This is a genomic window from Micromonospora costi, from assembly GCF_003626655.1.
In the GTDB taxonomy this organism is placed as follows: domain Bacteria; phylum Actinomycetota; class Actinomycetes; order Mycobacteriales; family Micromonosporaceae; genus Micromonospora; species Micromonospora costi.
Genome location: NZ_RBAN01000001.1, coordinates 1,717,866 through 1,736,596 on the forward strand (window position 1 = coordinate 1,717,866; position 18,731 = coordinate 1,736,596).

An 18,731-nucleotide genomic window follows, 5' to 3' on the forward strand; every position below is an offset into this window, starting at 1 on the left:
CGCTCACCTCCTTCGCACCCGGCACCGGCTCCACGCGATGGAGCCCGTCTCGTCGTTGCTGCCCCGCCGACCTCCGTCAGCAGGATGTCAGCCCAGCATTCCCGCGGCCGCACGCGGCTGCGGGGTCAGCGCGTCGCCGACCCGGTCGACGAGCAACGCCATCTCGTAACCGACCTGCCCGACGTCGCAGCTGCGGGCGGCGAGGACCGCGAACGACGAGCCGTCCGAGATGGACATCAGGAACAGGAAGCCATTGTCCATCTCCACGACTGTCTGCAACACCGCCCCGCCCTCGAAGCAGCGGGCCGCGCCCTGGGTCAGGCTGACCAGGCCGGACGCGATCGCGGCCAGCTGGTCCGCCCGGTCACGCGGAAGGTCCCGTGACGCCGCGAGGAGCAGGCCGTCCGCCGAGACGGCGACCGCGTGCGCGACCCCCGGCACCCGGTCGGCGAAGTTGGCGAGCAGCCAACCGAGATCCTGCGTACTAGTCATCCTTCTTGCTCCTTCTGCCCGCTCCCGGCCACTGGGCCTGAGTCAGACTGCGAGGATTGCTGCCCTCCCGGAGTCGCCTCCGGGCTGGTCGGGTTGCCCTCCGAGGGGTTGGTACGCCCCCGCTGCACGCCCCGGTGGTAGGCGGAGAGCAGACCGCGAACGCCCTCCGGGGTGCGCTTCTGGACGGACGTGGAGGGCTTCTCCACCGCGCCCGGAACCAGCTGCGCCATCGGGGTGCGCTTCGGCAACCCCGTCGGGGTGGTCGACCGCACCGGCACGTCGGTGGCCGCCGAGGCGGCCCGCCACCCGTCGTCGGCAGCGGTCTGCCAACCGTTGGTCTGCTGCGAGGGCCGGCGGGTGGGCAGGCTCTCGGCGATCGTGGGCCGGCGGCCCCCGTTCGCGGTCGACCCGCTCTCCCGTGGCGCCCCCGCGCCCGTCGGAGTGTCTGCCATCGGTGCGTTACCTGTCGTCCCGGGTGGTGTCTTCTGGACGGCGTGACCGGTGGCGTCGACCGCGGCGAACTGCTGGGTCGGGGCACCGTTCGTGGCCGCCGGCTTCGCGGCGCCGGCCGACTCCTCCGGCCCCGGCCGGCGGGTGCGGAACCAGGCCGACTCGAGCTCCCGGAAGATCGGCAGCTCCATCGTCTCGTCCGCGTACCGCTGCTGGTTCGGAGCCTGCGGGGCCTGCGCGGGGCGGGCCTGCGCCTGCGGCGCGGGGGCCGGCGCGGGCACCGCCGGGGCCGGCGCCGGCGCGGCGGCCTGCGGGGCCTCCGTGCCGGGCCGCGGCACCCGCGGCAGCTCGGTGGTCATGTCCAGAGCGGCGGAGAGACGCTCGGGCACCGGCGGCGTGGCCGCGTCACGCTCCGCACCGGCCACCGGCGGCCAGGCCGGCGGCGGTGCCGCGGCGCTCGGCGTCGGCCGGGTCGGCAGCGGGTTCGCCGACTGCGGCGGAACCGGTTGGCCGGCGGCCGGCGGCGCCGGGTACGACTGCGTGGCGGGCGGCGCGGCATACGACTGCGTGGCGGGCGGCGCCGAGTACGGCTGGCCGGCCGGCGGAGCCGAGTAGGGCTGCGCCGAGACCGGCGGCGCCGAGTACGGCTGCGCGGAGACCGGCGGGCCGCCGTACGGCGACGCGGAGGTCGGCGCGCCCGCGTACGGCGAGGCGGAGGTCGGCGGGCCGGCGTACGGCGCGGCCGACACAGGCGGACCCGAGTACGGCTGCGCGGAGACCGGCGAGCCGGACACCGGGCCGCCCGAGACCGGCGGCAGCGGCGGCGCGGAGACCGGCGGCGGCGAGTACGGCGCCTCCGGGCTGCTGGGCAGCTGCCGCGGGATGGCGGTCGGCTGGCCGTTGACCGGCTCGCCGTCGCCCGAGCGCCGCTGGGGCAGCGGGTCGATCGACTGGCCGTTGTTCGCGCGCGGGGCGAACGGGCCGGCGCCGTTGGCGGCGCTCGCGCCGGTCAGGTCGGACCAGGCCGGCATGCCACGACCCGCGCCGGCCGCGGTCGGTGCGCCGGTGCCGTTGCGCGACGCGGGATCGAACGAACGCCCGCCGAGGGTGACCTGGTTGCCGGACTCGCTCTGGCGGGCGCCCAGCGCGGGCAGCGCGCCGAAGGCCGGCCCGGAGCCGGTCGACGGCGGGCCACCGGCGGGTGCGGGCAGGGCCGGAGGCTGCCCCGGCGCCCGGCCGGAGAGCGCCCGGGGCACCAGGACCGAGGTGGGCAGCGTGACGTCGGCCACGGTGCCGCGGTCGGCGCCGGGGCGCAGCTCCACCCGGACGCCGTGCCGGGACGCCAGCCGGGCGACCACGACGAGACCCATCATCCGGGAGACGGCCACGTCCACCTGCGGCGGCGTGGCGAGCCGCTCGTTGAGTTCGTGCAGCTGGTCGGCGCTGATGCCGATGCCGCGGTCCTCGACGTAGAGCGAGGCGCGGTCGCCGACCCGGCGGGCCTCGACCATCACCTGCGAGTCCGGCGGCGAGAACGCGGTGGCGTTGTCGAACAGCTCGGCGACCAGGTGCACCAGGTCGTTGACCGCGTGCGCCGCGATCTCGATGTCCCGGTCGATCACGCCGAACTCGATCCGGGTGTAGTGCTCGACCTCGGACTGGGCGGCGCGCAGCACGTCGATGAGCGCGGCCGGCTCCCGCTGGACGCGGGTGGAGTCGGCGCCGGCGAGCACCAGCAGGTTCTCGTCGTTGCGGCGCATCCGGGTGGCCAGGTGGTCGAGCTGGAACAGCTCGGCCAGCCGGTCCGGGTCCTCCTCGCCGCGCTCCAGCCGGTCGAGGTGACCGATCAGGCGGTCGACCAGGATCTGCGACCGGCGGGCGAGGTTCACGAACATCGTCGCGACGGACGCGCGGAGCGCGGCCTGCTCGGCGGCGGTGCGGACGGCTTCCAGGTGGACGGCGTTGAACGCCTCGGTCACCTGGCCGAACTCGTCCTTGCTGCGCACCGGCAGTGGCTCGGCGATCTGGTTGGCCAGTTGGGCCGGGGAGAGCTGACCGGTGACCTGCGGATCCCGCAGCCGGGCTACGGCCTGCGGCAGGCCGTACTGGGCCACCGAGAGCGCGCCCTGGCGCAGCTCGCGCAGCGAACGGGCCATCGAACGGGCCACCAGGTAGGCGAAGAGGATGGCCAGCAGCAGCATGCTGAGCAGCAGGCCGGTCTCGAGGAACACCTGCCGCTGCACGCCGGAGCGGATGCTCTCGGCCTGGCGGACCACGTCGCCGTCGAGCTTCGTCTCGACCGAGCGGATCAGCTTGGCGTTGGCGACCATGGCTGAGTCCCACTGGTCGGGCCCGAACGGGGCACCGGCCATGCTGCCGTTGGTGTTGCCGTTGATCCAGCCGACGTAGCGCTCGGCCTCACGCCGGTCGCCGCCGGCGACGGTCTGGTCGTGGAAGCGCGCCTCTTCCTCGCTCGCCACGGCCTTGAAGTTCTGCACGGCCTGGTCCTGGCCCGTGCCGCTCGCGATGTACTCGGTGCGCAGCACCGGCGTCAACTGCTTCTGCGCGAGGGCCCGGTGCACCACCACACGGCGCAGGGAGAGGAACTCCTTCTCCCGCGCCACCGCGGCGGCGGCACGCATCCGGTCGCTCAGGTCGTTGTCGCCGGCGAGCTGGGTGGCCGAGTCGCGGATGGCGAGCAGGTCGGTGATCAGACCCTCGTACGCCTGGGTCGCGTCGGTCGGCCGCAGCTTGCCGTTGTAGACCTGGCTGCGGATACCGGGCAGGTCGGTCAGGCTCTGGTCGATCTCGTCGAGCAGGCCCTCCATGCTGGCGGGCAGGTCCTCGACGCCGGCGCGCTGCCGCAGGTAGGGGGCCTTGGACTGGTCCACCCGGGAGTTGACCCGGTTGTAGGCCTCCTGGTACTGGGCCCGGGTCTGGCCCGGTTGCGACACGAGCAGCAGCACGGCGGTCGTCCGCTCGTCCTGCAGTGTGTCGATCAGGTCACCCGAGTAGCCGGAGAGGTTGGCCAGGTCACCGGCCCGGTTGGCATTGTTGAGCGTCTCCAGGTGGTCGACCAGACCGTTGGTGCCCACAACGACCGTGGCGATGGTCGGCACGATCATGATGAGACCGAGCTTGGACCAGATCGGCATGTCCCGGAGTCGGCTGGCCGGCTGGCGCAGCCGCGACAGGAAGGAGCCCGCCGTCTTTGGCCGTTTGCTCACGTCACCGCCCTCGCGATTACAGCGTCCGCGCGTTGCCCGGGCAACGCCCAGCGACCGACCCGGCGGGTCGGACCCCCGAGATTCCATCACGACGCCCGGCAAGAGGAAAGCCCAGGTTGGCCGCCGCCGATGGTGTGATGAGATGTTGATGCGATTTGATAGCAGTCCGTCTGGCCGGAGTCACTGAAGGTAATGGAACATCCGCACCGCGTCGTCCTCCTCGCCGGCCCCTCCGGCTCTGGAAAGTCGTACATAGCACAGCAAACCGGCCTTCCGGTGCTCTGCCTGGACGACTTCTACAAGGACGGCGATGACCCTACGTTGCCACGACGAAACGGCCAGGTGGACTGGGAGTCGCCGTTGTCGTGGGACGCCGAAGCCGCCGTGGAAACGATTGCTCGCCTCGCCTGCGAGGGTCGGGCCGAAGTGCCGGTTTACGCGATAGGCGCGGACCGCCGGGTGTCCACCCGGACATTTGAGATAGCCGGATCGCCACTTTTTGTGGCCGAAGGGATTTTCGCCGCCGACATTGTCGCCGAGTGCCGCCGGCGCGGACTGCTCGCCGGGGCGTACGCGCTGCGCCGGCCCCGCGGCGCGACCTTCCTCCGCCGGCTCGCCCGCGACCTCTCCGAGCAGCGCAAGGCGCCCCGGGTGCTCATCCAGCGCGGCGTGGCGCTGCTGCGCGCCGAACCCGCCGTGCTACGCCGGCAGACCGGCCTCGGTGCCGAGGCGGCGCGCGGCCGGGAGGTGCTGCACCGGGTGGCCGGTCTGCTCGCCGGCCACCCGCACCGGTCCGGTCAGTCCGGGAGCAGCAGCGCCGCGTAGGCCGGCTTGATCACCTCGTCGATGATCCGCAGCCGCTCGTCGAACGGGATGAACGCGCTCTTCATCGCGTTGATCGTGAGCCATCGCAGCTCCGCCCAGCCGTAGCCGAACGCGTCCACCAGCAACGCCATCTCCCGCGACATCGAGGTGCCGCTCATCAGCCGGTTGTCCGTGTTGACCGTCACCCGGAAGCGCAGGTCACGCAGGAGCCCGATGGGGTGGTCGACGATCGAGGGCGCGGCGCCCGTCTGCACGTTGGAGGACGGGCACAGCTCCAGCGGGATCCGCTTGTCCCGCACGTACGCGGCCAGCCGTCCGAGCACCGGCTCGGGCCCCTCGGTGCTGATGTCGTCGACGATCCGGACGCCGTGACCCAACCGGTCGGCGCCGCACCACTGGATCGCCTGCCAGATCGACGGCAGCCCGAACGCCTCACCGGCGTGGATGGTGAAGTGGAAGTTCTCCCGCTGGAGGTACTCGAAGGCGTCCAGGTGCCGGGTGGGCGGGAAGCCCGCCTCCGCGCCGGCGATGTCGAAGCCCACCACCCCGGCGTCCCGGTGCCGCACGGCGAGTTCGGCGATCTCCTGGGAGCGCGCGGCGTGCCGCATCGCGGTGAGCAGCGTGCCCACCCGGATCGGGGTGCCGGCCGCCGCCGCCAGCGCGCTGCCCTCGGCGAACCCGGCCAGCACCGCCTCGACCACCTCGTCCAGCGAGAGGTCCCGCTCCAGGTGCTGCTCGGGCGCGAAGCGCACCTCGGCGTACACCACCCCGTCGGCGGCCAGGTCGAGCGCGCACTCCGCGGCCACCCGGCGCAACGCCGACGCCGTCTGCATCACGGCCACCGTGTGGGCGAACGTCTCCAGGTAGCGCTCCAGCGAGCCGGAGTCGGCGGCTGCCACGAACCAGCGCCCGAGCGCCTCGGGGTCGGTGGTCGGCAGCTCGTGACCCACCTCCGCCGCCAGCTCGACGACCGTCGCGGGGCGGAGGCCACCGTCGAGGTGGTCGTGCAGCAACGCCTTGGGGACCTTGACGATGTCCTCGTACCGGATAGTCGCGACCATGCTCAGACCCTAGTCAGACGTCGCGGGCACCGCGCCCGTACCGCCGCCGGGTGTCACGGCCGCCACCCGCGCGCCGGCCGGCCTGCGGTGATCCACCGGGTCGGAGGTGGTGCCAGCACCACCGTCAACTGTCGTGTCGGCACCATCGAACGAACCCCGTCCCCCGCCTACCGTCGAGACATCGGGTCACGGGCGGAGGCGGCGATGGAGACCACGGTGGTGACGGGGGCCGGCGGATCGGCGGCGGCACCTCCGTGGTCCGGGCCGGTGGGCGCCCGCTGCGACGAGGAACCGGTGAGCATCGCACGCCAGGCGGTACGGGACGTGCGTCACCTGCTGACCGGGGTGCCCGTCGCGCTGGCCGCCGCACTGCTCGCCGTCGCGACCCTGGCCTCCGCCGCGGTGACCGTGGTCGGCGTCGGCCTGCCGCTGCTCGACCGGGCGGTCACCCGGTCCCGGGCCGTGCTCGACCGGCAACGCCGGCGGGTGTCCGGGGCGCCGGTGGCCGCGCCGTACCGGCCGGCGGCCGGCTCGCTCGGCGCCCGGCTCCGGGTGCTGCTCACCGACCCGGCCGCCTACCGGGACCTGCTCTTCCAGCTCGTCGCCCTCCCGTTCAGCCTGGTCGCGGTGCTGCTGCCGGTGGCGTTCTGGCTGGGCGCGGCGCAGGGCCTGGCACTCCCGGTGCTGTACGAGCTCCGGCCCGGCCTGATCGGGGCCTACCTCGGTGTCCCGATCGACTCCCCCGGCACCGCCTGGCTCGGCGCGCTCGCCGGGCTGCTCGTGGCGGCCGTCGCGTGCCAGCTGCCTCGCGGGCTGATCCACCTGGAGGCCCGGCTGACCCGCGCGCTGCTCGGGCCGACCGCCCGCACCGCTCGCCCGCCGGTGGGCCTACCGTGGTGGACGTGGACCCCCGCATCCTCGACCGGTTGCGCTGCCCGGTCTGCGGCGAGCCGCTGGCCGAGGCGACCGCCGGCAGCGCCACCGCGCTGCGCTGCCCGCGCCGGCACAGCTTCGACGTGGCCCGCCAGGGATACGTGAACCTGCTCGCCGGCCGCGCACCCCACCCGGGCGACACGCCCGAGATGGTCGCCGCCCGCACCGACTTCCTGGCCGCCGGCCACTACGACCTGATCTCGACGGCCCTCGCCGAGGCTGCGGTGGCCCTGACCGGGCCGGCCGCCGGGGCGTACCCCCTGGTGGTGGACGCCGGTGCCGGGACGGGCCGGCACCTCGCGGCGGTGCTGGCGGCCCTACCGGACGCCGTGGGTCTGGCGCTGGACGTGTCGAAGCCGGCGCTGCGCCGGGCCGCCCGCGCTCATCCCCGGGCGGCCGCCGCGCTGGCCGACACCTGGCAGCGGCTGCCGGTCGCCGACGGCGCGGCCGCGCTGCTGCTGAACGTCTTCGCGCCGCGCAACGGCGCCGAGTTCCGCCGCGTGCTGGACCCGGCCGGGGCGCTGCTCGTGGTGACGCCGGCCGCGGACCACCTCACCGAGCTGGTGGGCCCGCTCGGTCTGCTCCGGGTCGACCCGGCCAAGGAGGACCGGGTGGCCGGCAGCCTGGGCGGGGACTTCGTCCGGGAGAGCACGTCGGTGCACCGCCGCGAGCTGGCGCTGACCGGGCCCGAGGTGGCGACGCTGGTCGGCATGGGCCCGAGCGCCTGGCACACCGACCCGGCCGGGCTGGCCGCCCGCGTCGCGGCGTTGGCCGAGCCGGTACGGGTCACCGCGGCCGTCCGGCTCGCCGTGTGGCGGCCCGTGCCGCGCTGACCGGTCAGGTGGAGAGGTCCACCTCTTCCCAGCCGGGGGGTTCGTCGTGGTACGGCCCGCGCAGCACCACGGCCCACTCCAGCGCCCACCGCCGCTGGCCGATCGCGTTCGCGTCGACCAGGCCGGGCGGGATGCGCCCGTGCCGTTCCAGCTCCAGGTACGCCCAGTCGAGGCAGTAGTGCAGGTCGAGGAGTGCCGCCGCGTCGGCGGGATGCTGCGGAGCCGCGAGGATCCGGGACCGCCACTGGGCGAACGTCTCCCCGTCGGCGATGTGCGGCATCCGTTCGACCAGGCGCTCGTCGACCGGCAGCGTCGGGTCGAGCTGCTTGGTGAGGCCGACCACCCAGGCCAGCGAGAACAGCGCGTCGTGGTGCAGCACGAAGGACCGGTGGTCGCCCTTGCTGCCGGTGACGAACTGCCATTCCGGCGGAGTGACCATCTCCACGAGGTGCGAGGCGAGCAGCCAGCTCATGGCGGCCTGCGGCGGCATCCCGAAGCAGCGGGCCAGGATCAGGTGGAGCACGGCGATCCGCGCCTCGATCTCCGCCGTGGGACGGAGCTCGATCTGGTCGCCCGGCTCCCAGACCAGCGGGAACTGCGGCGGCGGCAGCGGCAGGCCGAGCCGGGACAGCTCGTCCAGGCTCGCCTCACGCACCTCACGTGGGTCGGGGGCAGGTACGGTCACGGCGTTTCCCTTGCTCGCGGCGGCGCGGCGCCGGTGGTCCCCCCTGGCCAGGGAGGATAGCCCTCCCGCGTGATCGGCACCACGCCGCCCCGCCCGCCCGGTCAGCCGATCCGCTCGATCACCAGCGGCGTCGCGGCGGGAGCGGCCGGCGAGATCCGCACCGCGCGGGCCGCCTCGGCCAGCGCGGCGGGAATCCGGTCGGGTTCCTCGGCCCGCAGCTCGTAGAGCGGGTCACCGGCCCGCACCGGGTCACCGGGCCGCTTGTGCAGCAGCACGCCGGCGGGGACGCTGACCGGGTCCTCCTTGCGCGCCCGCCCGGCGCCGAGCCGCCAGGCGGCCACACCCATGGCGTACGCGTCGACCGACTCCACGAACCCGTCGGCCGCCGCCCGCACCACCTCGACCTCGGGCGCGCTCGGCAGCGGCGCGTCCGGGTCGCCGCCCTGGGCTCGGATCATCGCGCGCCAGGCGTCCATGGCACGCCCGTCGCGCAGCGCCGCCTGCGGGTCGGCGTCCGGCAGGCCGGCCGCGTCCAGCATCTCCCGGGCGAGGGCCAGGGTCAGCTCCACCACGTCGGCGGGGCCGCCGCCGGCCAGCACCTCGACCGACTCGGTCACCTCGACGCCGTTGCCGATGGCGAGGCCGAGCGGGGTGGACATGTCGGTGAGCAGCGCGACCGTCCGCACGCCGTGCGCGCCGCCCAGCTCGACCATCGTCCGGGCCAGCTCACGGGCGTGCTCGACGGACTTCATGAACGCGCCCGAGCCGACCTTCACGTCGAGGACGAGCGCACCGGTGCCCTCGGCGATCTTCTTGCTCATGATGGAGCTGGCGATCAGCGGGATGGCCTCGACCGTGCCGGTCACGTCGCGCAGCGCGTACAGCTTCCGGTCGGCCGGCGCGAGCCCGGCGCCGGCCGCGCAGATCACGGCGCCCACCTCGCGGAGCTGGGCGATGAACTCGTCGTTGCTGAGCGCGGCCCGCCAGCCCGGGATCGACTCGAGCTTGTCCAGCGTGCCGCCGGTGTGCCCGAGGCCGCGCCCGCTCAACTGCGGTACGGCCGCGCCGCAGGCCGCCACCAGCGGAGTGAGCGGCAGCGTGATCTTGTCGCCGACGCCGCCGGTCGAGTGCTTGTCCACGGTCGGCCGCTCGACGGCGGACAGGTCCAGCCGCTCACCACTCGCGATCATCGCGGCGGTCCACCGGGCGATCTCCGGGCCGGTCATGCCGCGCAGCAGGATCGCCATGGCGAGCGCCGACATCTGCTCGTCGGCGACCACGCCCCGGGTGTACGCGTCGACCACCCAGTCGATCTGCGCGTCCGACAGCACACCCCCGTCCCGCTTGGTCCGGATGACGTCAACGGCAGTAAAAGCACCCACCAGAATTCCTCACAGTCCTTACTGACAGCCGACCGGCGTACCCCAGCCGGCGAAGCCAAGACTCCGCCGTCACTGGTCCGCGGAGGACGACCACGACGGGCCGGGGCCTCGAAGCTCAGGCACGCTCAAGAACCGGACCACCGGACCGGGATCTCCAGCGGCGGCTCGCCCTCACCCGCCCAGAAGATGGTGCCGGTCGCGTCCACCACGACCACCCGCGGCGTACGGGCCAGCCCCCAGGTGATGGCCTCGGCCGGGTCGTCCCAGCTGGGGCCCTCCTCCAGCACACCGGTCTCGGCGTCCGCGTCGTCGCCGGCGGACCGCTCCCAGTACGCCGTCCAGACCTGCTGACCGGCGGAGAGGTCCGGGTGGACGAAGACGGTGCCGCGGCCCCGCCACGACGCCAGCCGCTCCGGAACCACCGGCAGCGGCGTCTCGCCGGTCACCGCCTCCAGGTCCTCGACCCCGAACGCGTGCGGCAGCAGCTCGGCCATCCGCAGCGGGCGGCCCTTCGCCTCGATGAGGCACTCGGGGCCGCCGTTCTCCCAGAGCAGCTGCCGGCACCGGCCGCACGGCATTAACGGCTCGCCGGTCGCGTCGACGCAGGACAGGGCGACGATCCGGCCACCGCCGGTGGCGTGCAGCGACGAGACCACGCCGCACTCGGCGCAGAGCACCACGCCGTACGCGGCGTTCTCCACGTTGCAGCCGACCACGACGCGGCCGTCGTCGACCAGGGCGGCGGCCCCGACCGGGAACTTCGAGTACGGCACGTACGCGTGCCGCATCACCTCGGTGGCGGCGGCGCGCAGCCCGGCCCAGTCGATCTCCATGTGGTGCTCCCCCTGTCAGCCCTTGACGTACGGCTTGCCGTCGGCGGCGGGTGCCCGCACCCTGCCGACCAGGCCGGCCACGGCCAGGATCGTGGCCAGGTAGGGCAGCATGGCCAGGAACTGGCTCGGGATCACACTGTTGATCGCGCCCAGGTAGGTGGCGAGCTGGTCGGCGAAGCCGAAGAACAGCGCGGCCAGCAGTGCGCCCGTCGGGTTCCACCGGCCGAAGATCAGCGCCGCCAGCGCGATGAAGCCCTTGCCGCCGATCATGTTCTTGGTGAACGAGTAGAGCGCCAGCGTGTACGAGGCTCCGCCGATGCCGGCGACCACGCCGGCCAGCAGCACGTTGCGGTAGCGAACCCGGAGCACCCGGACGCCGAGGGTGTCGGCGGCGGTCGGGTGCTCGCCGACCGAGCGGGTCCGCAGACCCCACCGGGTACGGAACAGTCCGAGGTGGATCACCAGCACGAGCAGCAGGCCGAGGTAGAGGAAGATGTTGCCCCGGAACAGCGCCGGGCCGAGCACCGGGATGTCCTTGAGCAGCGGGATCTCCCAGTTGCTGAACCGGGGCGCGCTGTTGTAGCGCTCCGCGTTGGTCTGCATCAGCCGCTCGTAGAGGAAGCCGGTGACGCCCACCGCGAGCAGGTTCAGCACGATGCCCATGACCGTCTGGTCGACCAGGTAACGGATCGAGAAGACGGCCAGCAGCAGGGAGATGACCGCGCCGCCGATCGCCGCGGCCACGAGGCCGACCCAGACGCTGCCGGAGATGCTGCCGAAGAGGGCGCCGCTGAACGCGCCCATCAGCAACTGCCCCTCGATGGCCACGTTGACCACACCGGACCGCTCGCAGAGCACGCCGGCGAGCGCGCCGAAGATCAGGGGCAGGGCCAGGATGAACGTGCCCCGGAGGATGTTGACCAGCGGCATGAAGTTCTGCCCCGCGGGGGCCGCGGAGACCTGCCAGCACAGGAAGGACAGCACGAAACCGACCAGCCCGACGCCGAGCACCGGAAGGAACCAACGCTTCGGCGGCCCGGCGAGCAGCGCCGCGCCGGCGGCGGCCGCGATCGCGCCGAAGAGGATGGCGCCGACCGTGCCGTTGATCTCCAGGGCGGCGCCGGCGGCGTCCTCGCTGAGCGTGAACCGGGCCTGCTGGTCGGTGGCGAGCGCACCGAAGAGCACCGCCGCCAGCAGGCCGAGCGCCAGCAGCACGAGGCCGGCCTTGCGGCTACGGGTCCAGAATCCCTGGTCGACCGCGGCGACCGCCACGTCGGGGACAGCCATGGTGGACATGAGTTACCAGCCCTTCGCCAGGCTCGTCTGCAACCGGGCGGCCCGTGCGGCCCGGAGCTGGAAGATCGCCTTCACCAGGGCCGGCGCGGCGATGAAGATGACGATCAGCGCCTGGAGCACGGTGACCAGCTCCAGCGAGATGCCCGAGTACGACTGCATCCGGTTACCGCCGGCCTGCAACGCGCCGAAGAGCAGCGCGGCGAGCGCCACACCCCACGGCTTCAGGCGGCCGAGCAGCGCCACCAGGATGCCGTCGAAGCCGATCTGGGCCACGACCAGCGGGGTGAGCGCGCTGGCGGTCGAGCCGAGCACCATGTTCGAGCCGCCCAGGCCGGCGAGGAGACCCGCGAAGACCATGATGAGCACGAACGTCCGGGTGACGCTGATGCCGGCGGTACGGGCGGCGTCGGGGTTGGCGCCCACGGCCCGCAGCTCGAAGCCGAGCGTGGACCGGTTGAGCAGCCACGCCACCGCCCAGGTGGCCAGCACCGCGAGCAGGATGCCGGCGTGCACCCGCAGGTTGTCGCCGAGCAGCCGGGGGAACTGGGCCGACGGGTCCACGGCCTTGCTGATCGCGTCCGTCCGGGTCGGGTCCTGCACCCCGTTCTGCACGATGAGCCAGGTCAGGAAGTACGTGGCCACGTAGTTGAGCATGATCGTGATGATCACCTCGTGGGCGCCCGTACGCGCCTTGAGGATGCCCGGGACGAAGCCCCACACGGCACCGCCGAGGGCGCCCGCGAGCACCGCGACGAGCAGGTGCAGGCCGGGCGGGAGCGGCAGCAGGAAGCCGGCCAGCGCGGCGAGGATCACGCCGATGGTGGCCTGGCCCTGTGCGCCGATGTTGAACAGGCCGCCCCGGAAGGCGAGCGCCACCGACAGGCCGGTGAAGACCAGCGGGGCGGTGTAGGTGAGCGTCTCGGAGATCGGCGCGAACACCGCCTCCCAGCCGTTGCTGCCGTTCAGCCAGCCGGAGAACGTCTCGGGGTCGAAGACCGCGCCCTTGAACAGGTTGGCGTACGCCTCGCTCACGAGCGTCCAGCTGGACTCCAGCGCGTCCGACGGGCGGGCGGTGATGTAGGAGTAGGTCGAGAGGACGTCCGGATCCGAAATGATCATCAGGATCCCGCCGACCACGATCGCCAGCACCAGCGACAGCAGCGTGACCGTGAAGGTGTTGGCCGCCCAGAGGTTCTCGACGAACAGCCGGCCCAGACTGGGCCGGGGCTCCGGCGTGCCGCCCTGCGCCGTCTGCGCCTGCGGTGTGGTCGCGGCCTCCGCCCGCTCGGTGTTGCCGAGCGCGTTCTGGGCCGCCTGCGCCTCGCTCGCCGGCTCCTTGTCCGGAGAGCCCGACGGGGGGTTCGGGTTGGTCATTCCTCGTCCTCGCTCCGCGGGGCCTCGGCGGGCGCCGCGTCGTCGTCGGTCGCTCCGGCAGTCTGCTCGGCCGCCACCTCCGGGGTGACGCCGGCCATCAGCAGGCCGATCTGCTCACGGGGGGTGTCCGGGCCGACGATGCCGATGATCCGCCCGCGGTACATGACCGCGACCCGGTCGGCCAGCCCGAGCACCTCGTCCAGCTCGCTGGAGACCACCAGGACGGCGGTGCCGATGTCCCGCTCCCGGATGACGCGGCTGTGGATGAACTCGATGGACCCGACGTCGACGCCACGGGTCGGCTGCGCGGCGATGAAGAGCTTCAGCGGCCGGGACAGCTCCCGGGCCACGATCACCTTCTGCTGGTTGCCGCCGGAGAGCGTGCCCACGGGCGCCTCGGCCGAGGACGTCCGGACGTCGAACTGCGCGATCCGCTCCTTCGCCGAGGCCGCGATCGCGTCCGGCTTGAGCGCGAGGCCTCCCGCGAACGGCGGCCGGTCGTAGATGTCCAGCACCAGGTTCTCGGCGACGCTGAACTCCTTGACGAGCCCGTCGACGCTGCGGTCCTCGGGCACGTAGCCCACCCCGGCGCGGAGCACCTTCTTGGTGGACCAGCCGTCGATCCGCTCCCCGTCGAGGGTGACCGAGCCGGCGAGCACCGGACGCAGACCCATGATCGCCTCGATCAGCTCGGTCTGGCCGTTGCCCTGCACGCCCGCCACGCCCAGCACCTCGCCCGCGCGTACGGTGAGGTCGATGCCGTCGACCGCGCGGATCTGCCGGTCGTCGTCGACCACCAGGCCGGCGACCTCGAGCACCGGCTCGCCCGGCGCCGCCGGGGCCTTCTCCACGGTGAGGCGGACGCTGCGGCCGACCATCAGGGCGGCCAGCTCGTCCCGGCTGGCGTCCGGGGACGCCGTGCCCACGGTCTTCCCGCGCCGGATCACCGTGATCCGGTCGGCGATCGCCTTGACCTCGCCCAGCTTGTGGGTGATGAAGACGATCGACTTCCCGGCGGCCTTGAGCGACCGCATGACCGTGAGCAGTTCCTCGGTCTCCTGCGGGGTGAGCACCGCGGTCGGCTCGTCGAGGATGAGCAGGTCGACGTCGCGGGTGAGCGCCTTGACGATCTCCACGCGCTGCTGGATGCCGACCGGCAGGTCCTCGACCACCGCGTCCGGGTCGACCCGCAGGCCGTACCGCTCGGAGACCTCGACGACCTCCCGGCGGGCCCGCCGCCGGTCCAGGAATCCGGCGATGCCGCCCCGGACCTGCTCGGCGCCGAGCATGATGTTCTCGGCGACGGTGAAGACCGGCACGAGCATGAAGTGCTGGTGCACCATTCCGATCCCGGCCGCGATCGCGTCGGACGGCCCGCGCAGCTTCAACGCCTTGCCGTCGACCAGGATCTCGCCCTCGTCGGGCTGGTACAGCCCGTAGAGCACGTTCATCAGGGTCGACTTGCCAGCGCCGTTCTCGCCGAGCAGGGCGTGGATCTCTCCTGGCTCCACCGTCAGGTCGATGTGGTCGTTGGCGACCAGATCACCGAACCGCTTGGTGATGCCGCGCAGTTCGAGTCTCAGCGCAACCTCCGGGGATAGGAGCGATGGTCTGGGATACGAGCGATGGTGCAGCCTAGCCGCCGTTCGGCGCGATCGGCCGGCCGGTCGCCGTGGTGCGCGATCGGCCGCCCCGGCCCGACGGATGGGTCCCGCGGAGCCGGAGCGGCCGGATCGGTCGTAGCTGTTGCCCGCCGGCCCCCCGATGATCTCACCGGGAGGATCGGCCGGCCGTCACTTGGTCGGCTGAGCCTTGGAGGTGACGGTGATGGTGCCGGCGGCGATGTCCGCCTTGATCTTGTCGACCTCGGCCTTCAGCTCGGCCGGAACCTTGCCGTCGAAGTCGTGGTACGGGGCGATGGAGACGCCGTTGTTGGCCAGGGTGCCCACGAAGCCCGGCTTGGCCTGGAGCTTCTCGCCACCGGCCGCCTTGAGCACGGCCTCCTTGACGGCGTCCGGGATGTTCTTGACGACCGTGGTCATGATCGCCGAGCAGTCCGGGGTGCTCTCGCAGCCGTCGACGTCCACCCAGATGGTGCTGAACTTGCCGCCCGAGGCCTTCGCGGCCGCGGTGGTGCCGAGGCCGGAGCCGCCGGCGACCGGCATGACGATGTCCGCGCCCTGGGCGACCAGGGTGTCGGAGACCTTCTTGCCCTCGTCCTGCTTGGCGAAGTCGTTGGTGAAGGAGCCCTTCTGGGTCTCCTTGTTCCAGCCGAGCGCCTGGACGTTCTTGCCCTTGGCCTGGTTGTAGTACGCCACGCCGTCGACGAAGCCGTCCATGAAGATGGTCACCGGCGGGATCGGCAGGCCGCCGTAGGTGCCCACCTTGCCGGTCTTGCTCATCCCGGCGGCCAGGTAACCGGCCTGGAACGCGGCCTGCGCGGTGTCGAACTGCATCGGGTAGATGTTGTCCACACCCGGGTTCGCGTCGACGATGCCGAACTGCTGGTTCGGGTTGGCCTGCGCGATCTTCTTGGTGGCGTTCTCCATCAGGCCACCAACGGCCAGGATGAAGTCGCACTTCTGGTTGACGAACTGCGTCAGGTTCGGCTCGTAGTCGGCCTCGGCCTTCGACGCCACGTACTTGATGTCGATGTTGTCGTTGGCCGCCTTGGCCTCCTGGAGGCCCTTCCACGCCGAGGTGTTGAACGACTTGTCGTCGATGCCGCCGACGTCGGTCACCATGCAGGCGCTGAACTTCTTGCCACCGTCACCGGCGCCGTTGTTCTCATCCGGCGCCTCGCCACACGCGGCGGCGCTCAGTACGAGCCCACCCGCCGCCACGATCGAGGCGATCCGCATCCCACGCACCGAGCGCAAGACGTCTCCTTCCCATCGCACACCGCGCCTTGTGCGGTGGCTGCCCTAGAACCGGCCTGCGCTGTTGCCGCCGGCGTCTCACATTACGGACGGGAGCGTACGCCCGCGCCCACCCACCGGCCGACAATCGTGCACGACTGTTGAGCGGCTGTTACCCCTACGTAACCGTTGCGTGGGGCAGATCACTCTTCGTGTTGGTAGGCGTGCGCCGTCGTGTCGCGTACGTCCCGTTCCGAGGTGTGCCGCTGCCGGGGACGTTACCGCCAGAAGACCGCCACCGCCGCGTTGACCAGCGTCAACCCGACGATCGCCAGGAAGTGACCGCGATTGACCACCTCCCGCTTCCGGGAGAAGAAGACCATCACGAAGATCAGCAGCGCGATCACCAGCTTCACGCCGAGCTTCGCCGGTGACGGCTCGTCGCCGTCACGCAGCGGAGCCGCGAGCCCGATACCGGTCAGCAGCTGGATCACGGACCCCCAGAGCATGGCCGCGTTGATCCGCAGCCGCCCGCTCGCGTACTGGGCGATCGACCCGCCCAGCAGCAGCGCGAACCCGACGAGATGAACGTAGAGAAGGATCAGCCTCAGAGCTTCCACGCGCCCCATCCTCCCCCATCAACGACACGTTGTAGTAGGGGGGCCGGCGGCGGCGTGCCGCGGGAGCCTCAGTGGGCGGCCGCCGCCGGCCGCGCCTCCCGGGCCGCCGGGTCGCCCGCCTGCGGCCGGGCGGGCGCCGCCGCCCGGGCCAGCAGGACGAGGGCCAGCCCGACCACGGCGTAGCCGGCGAGGACGAGGGCAGCCTGCCCGCCCCCGGCGCCGTCGAAGAACGCCGTGGACCGCAGCAGCGTGCCGCCCGCGCCCACCGGCAGCCACTGGCCGATCGCGCCCCACGGCTGCGGCAGCAGTTCGGGCGCGGCGGAGACGGCGGACAGCGGGTTGCCGAGCAGGAACACGAGCAGCGCGCCGAGGCCGATCCCGGGCCGGCCGAGCACCGCGCCCAGCCCGGCCACGGTGCCCGCCGCGGCGAGCGCGAAGAGGCCGATGGCGGCCGCCTCGGCGAGCCGGGATCCGCCGATCACGCCGAGCCAGTCGTGCAGGACGAGGGTGCCGGCCGCGCCGGCGAGGACCGCGTAGCCGACCAGCCCCGCCAGCCGGGCGACCCGGCCGCGCACCAGGAGCGCCAGCAGGGCGCCGGCCAGCACACCGGTCATCGCGAACGGCAGGAACCCGGCCGCGAAACCGGCGCCGCGGGGATCGTCCGGGTCGGCGGGGACGACCGCGACCACCGGCACCGGCCGCCCGCCGGAGAGTTGACCGGCGGCCTCGCCGAGCAGCGCGGCCACCGTCGGGCTCGCGGCCGGTGCCGTGTGCAGGGCGACACCGTCCGGACCGGCCACGAAGGCGGCGTACGCCTCGCGGTCGCGCAGCGCCCCGTCGGCGGTCGCGGCGTCCGGCACGACGGTCACCTCGAACGCCCCGGGGCGGGCCGCCGTGAGCCGGTCGGCCAGTTCGCCGGCCACCGGCGCGGGTCCGGCGACGACGACCGGCAGGTCGCGCGGGGCCAGGTTGGCCGCGGGGGCGGCGAACAGCGGGACGAGAAGGGCCTGCACCGCGACCGCCACGGCGGCCACCACGAGGGCGAGTGTCAGAGGCGCGCGGCTGCGGGCGGATGTCGCGGGCATGGGGACCTCCTAAAACGAACGCTCGTTCTCTTATATGAGGGTGCGGCGGCCCGAGCGATGTGTCAAGAACGAACGTTCGCTTTAAGATGTGCGAGTGCCACGAGTCACCGAGGAGCATCGCGCCGCCCGCCGGCAGCAGATCGTCGACGCCGCCCGCCGCTGCTTCCTGCGGGAAGGGTTCCACCGCACCTCGATGCAGGACGTGATCGCCGAGGCCGGCCTCTCGGTGGGTGCGGTCTACCGGTACTTCCCCAGCAAGGCCGACCTCATCAACGCGATCGCCGAGCAGGCGATCGGCGGAGCCGGGCAGGTGCTCGGCGACCTGGCCCGCCACGACCCGCCGCTGCCGCTGGTGACGGCGCTCGAGCGCGTCCTCGCGTACGTCGAGACGCAGCTCGGCGACGACGGCGTCCTGCGCATCGCGATCCAGGTCTGGGGCGAGGCGCAGCGCGACCCCGCGCTGGCCGCCTTCGTGGCCGAGACGTACACGGGCATCCGGGGGCACTTCGGGGTCCTGGTCCGGCGCGCCCAGGCGGCCGGCGAGCTGCCCGCCGACGCCGACCCGGACGCCACCGCCGCCGCGCTGTTCGCGCTCGTGCCGGGCTGGTTCACCCAGCGCATCCTGACCGGCGGGCCCGACCGCGCCACGTACCTCGCGGGGGTCCGCACCCTGCTCGGCGCCGCCCCACGGGCGGAGTAGGCGCCGGGGCCCGGGAGCGCCGACGCCGCCGTAACCCCGGAGACGCCGCAGTCCCGGGACGCCGGAAACGCCGACGG

The 18,731-nt window shown here is 73.1% G+C and carries 16 protein-coding genes; 4 read left to right on the forward strand and 12 right to left on the reverse strand.

The features are described 5' to 3' along the window. Window positions 1-87 precede the first annotated feature (87 nt). Both D7193_RS07750 and D7193_RS07755 read right to left on the reverse strand, forming a co-directional pair. Window positions 88-492 (reverse strand): roadblock/LC7 domain-containing protein, encoded by a 405-nt coding sequence (locus D7193_RS07750; protein WP_120778597.1) that lies wholly within the window; start codon window positions 490-492, stop codon window positions 88-90. Further along, window positions 489-4,169 (reverse strand): sensor histidine kinase, encoded by a 3,681-nt coding sequence (locus D7193_RS07755; RefSeq protein WP_120778598.1) that lies wholly within the window; start codon window positions 4,167-4,169, stop codon window positions 489-491. Before D7193_RS07755 ends, D7193_RS07750 begins: the two co-directional genes overlap by 4 nt. 501 nt (window positions 4,170-4,670) lie before the next feature. On the opposite strand from D7193_RS07755, the gene D7193_RS34080 reads away from it, so the two are divergent. Next, the gene (locus D7193_RS34080) at window positions 4,671-4,994 is read left to right on the forward strand and encodes a hypothetical protein (RefSeq protein WP_241562844.1); all 324 of its coding nucleotides are present in this window, start codon (window positions 4,671-4,673) and stop codon (window positions 4,992-4,994) included. Here D7193_RS34080 and D7193_RS07765 read toward each other — a convergent pair. Next, window positions 4,967-6,055 (reverse strand): adenosine deaminase, encoded by a 1,089-nt coding sequence (locus tag D7193_RS07765; RefSeq protein WP_120778600.1) that lies wholly within the window; start codon window positions 6,053-6,055, stop codon window positions 4,967-4,969. The two genes, D7193_RS34080 and D7193_RS07765, sit on opposite strands and share 28 nt — an antisense overlap. Window positions 6,056-6,349: 294 nt before the next feature. Here D7193_RS07765 and D7193_RS34085 point away from each other — a divergent pair, with 294 nt between their 5' ends. Continuing rightward, on the forward strand, window positions 6,350-7,093 hold the full coding sequence (locus tag D7193_RS34085; RefSeq protein ID WP_158674781.1) for a sensor domain-containing protein: 744 nt from the start codon (window positions 6,350-6,352) through the stop codon (window positions 7,091-7,093). Beyond that, a complete protein-coding gene (locus D7193_RS07775; RefSeq protein WP_241562914.1) occupies window positions 6,982-7,821 on the forward strand; it encodes a putative RNA methyltransferase in 840 nt (279 codons plus the stop codon). The genes D7193_RS34085 and D7193_RS07775 overlap by 112 nt, the downstream gene beginning before the upstream one ends. A gap of 4 nt (window positions 7,822-7,825) precedes the next feature. Here the strand turns inward: D7193_RS07775 and D7193_RS07780 are convergent, their stop codons facing one another. The 9 genes from D7193_RS07780 to D7193_RS07820 all read right to left on the reverse strand — a co-directional run bounded on the left by D7193_RS07780 (window position 7,826) and on the right by D7193_RS07820 (window position 17,954). Next, window positions 7,826-8,506: a DUF4272 domain-containing protein gene (locus tag D7193_RS07780; protein WP_120778603.1), complete on the reverse strand. Its 681-nt coding sequence runs from the start codon at window positions 8,504-8,506 to the stop codon at window positions 7,826-7,828. 101 nt (window positions 8,507-8,607) lie between these two features. Further along, window positions 8,608-9,888 carry a thymidine phosphorylase gene (locus tag D7193_RS07785; protein ID WP_120778604.1) on the reverse strand — a complete coding sequence of 427 codons (1,281 nt, stop codon included), beginning with the start codon at window positions 9,886-9,888 and terminating at the stop codon, window positions 8,608-8,610. A 125-nt stretch (window positions 9,889-10,013) separates the two neighbouring features. Further along, window positions 10,014-10,721: a cytidine deaminase gene (locus tag D7193_RS07790; RefSeq protein WP_120778605.1), complete on the reverse strand. Its 708-nt coding sequence runs from the start codon at window positions 10,719-10,721 to the stop codon at window positions 10,014-10,016. Window positions 10,722-10,736: 15 nt separating this feature from the next. After that, window positions 10,737-12,017, reverse strand: a complete 1,281-nt coding sequence (locus D7193_RS07795) for an ABC transporter permease (protein ID WP_120778606.1) — start codon at window positions 12,015-12,017, stop codon at window positions 10,737-10,739. A gap of 3 nt (window positions 12,018-12,020) precedes the next feature. Then, window positions 12,021-13,391, reverse strand: a complete 1,371-nt coding sequence (locus D7193_RS07800) for an ABC transporter permease (RefSeq protein ID WP_120778607.1) — start codon at window positions 13,389-13,391, stop codon at window positions 12,021-12,023. Further along, on the reverse strand, window positions 13,388-15,025 hold the full coding sequence (locus tag D7193_RS07805) for an ABC transporter ATP-binding protein (protein ID WP_120778608.1): 1,638 nt from the start codon (window positions 15,023-15,025) through the stop codon (window positions 13,388-13,390). Before D7193_RS07805 ends, D7193_RS07800 begins: the two co-directional genes overlap by 4 nt. Window positions 15,026-15,184: 159 nt before the next feature. After that, entirely contained in the window at window positions 15,185-16,252 is a 1,068-nt protein-coding gene (locus tag D7193_RS07810; RefSeq protein ID WP_120778609.1) for a BMP family lipoprotein, read from the reverse strand. A gap of 275 nt (window positions 16,253-16,527) precedes the next feature. After that, window positions 16,528-16,869 (reverse strand): hypothetical protein, encoded by a 342-nt coding sequence (locus tag D7193_RS07815; RefSeq protein ID WP_120778610.1) that lies wholly within the window; start codon window positions 16,867-16,869, stop codon window positions 16,528-16,530. A 68-nt stretch (window positions 16,870-16,937) separates the two neighbouring features. After that, on the reverse strand, window positions 16,938-17,954 hold the full coding sequence (locus D7193_RS07820; RefSeq protein WP_206611851.1) for a hypothetical protein: 1,017 nt from the start codon (window positions 17,952-17,954) through the stop codon (window positions 16,938-16,940). 94 nt (window positions 17,955-18,048) lie between these two features. Between D7193_RS07820 and D7193_RS07825 the strand changes: the two genes are divergently transcribed. Beyond that, window positions 18,049-18,654, forward strand: coding sequence for a TetR/AcrR family transcriptional regulator (locus D7193_RS07825; protein ID WP_120778611.1), 606 nt, complete (start codon window positions 18,049-18,051; stop codon window positions 18,652-18,654). Window positions 18,655-18,731: the final 77 nt, after the last annotated feature.

What these genes read in the sequence shown, in the direction of transcription:
- D7193_RS07750 (WP_120778597.1), bottom strand. Translation starts at nt 492, where the DNA reads ATGACTAGTACGCAGGATCTCGGTTGGCTGCTCGCCAACTTCGCCGAC.
- D7193_RS07765 (WP_120778600.1), bottom strand. Translation starts at nt 6,055, where the DNA reads ATGGTCGCGACTATCCGGTACGAGGACATCGTCAAGGTCCCCAAGGCG.
- D7193_RS07790 (WP_120778605.1), bottom strand. Translation starts at nt 10,721, where the DNA reads ATGGAGATCGACTGGGCCGGGCTGCGCGCCGCCGCCACCGAGGTGATG.
- D7193_RS07795 (WP_120778606.1), bottom strand. Translation starts at nt 12,017, where the DNA reads ATGTCCACCATGGCTGTCCCCGACGTGGCGGTCGCCGCGGTCGACCAG.
- D7193_RS07800 (WP_120778607.1), bottom strand. Translation starts at nt 13,391, where the DNA reads ATGACCAACCCGAACCCCCCGTCGGGCTCTCCGGACAAGGAGCCGGCG.
- D7193_RS07810 (WP_120778609.1), bottom strand. Translation starts at nt 16,252, where the DNA reads ATGCGGATCGCCTCGATCGTGGCGGCGGGTGGGCTCGTACTGAGCGCC.
- D7193_RS07820 (WP_206611851.1), bottom strand. Translation starts at nt 17,954, where the DNA reads ATGCCCGCGACATCCGCCCGCAGCCGCGCGCCTCTGACACTCGCCCTC.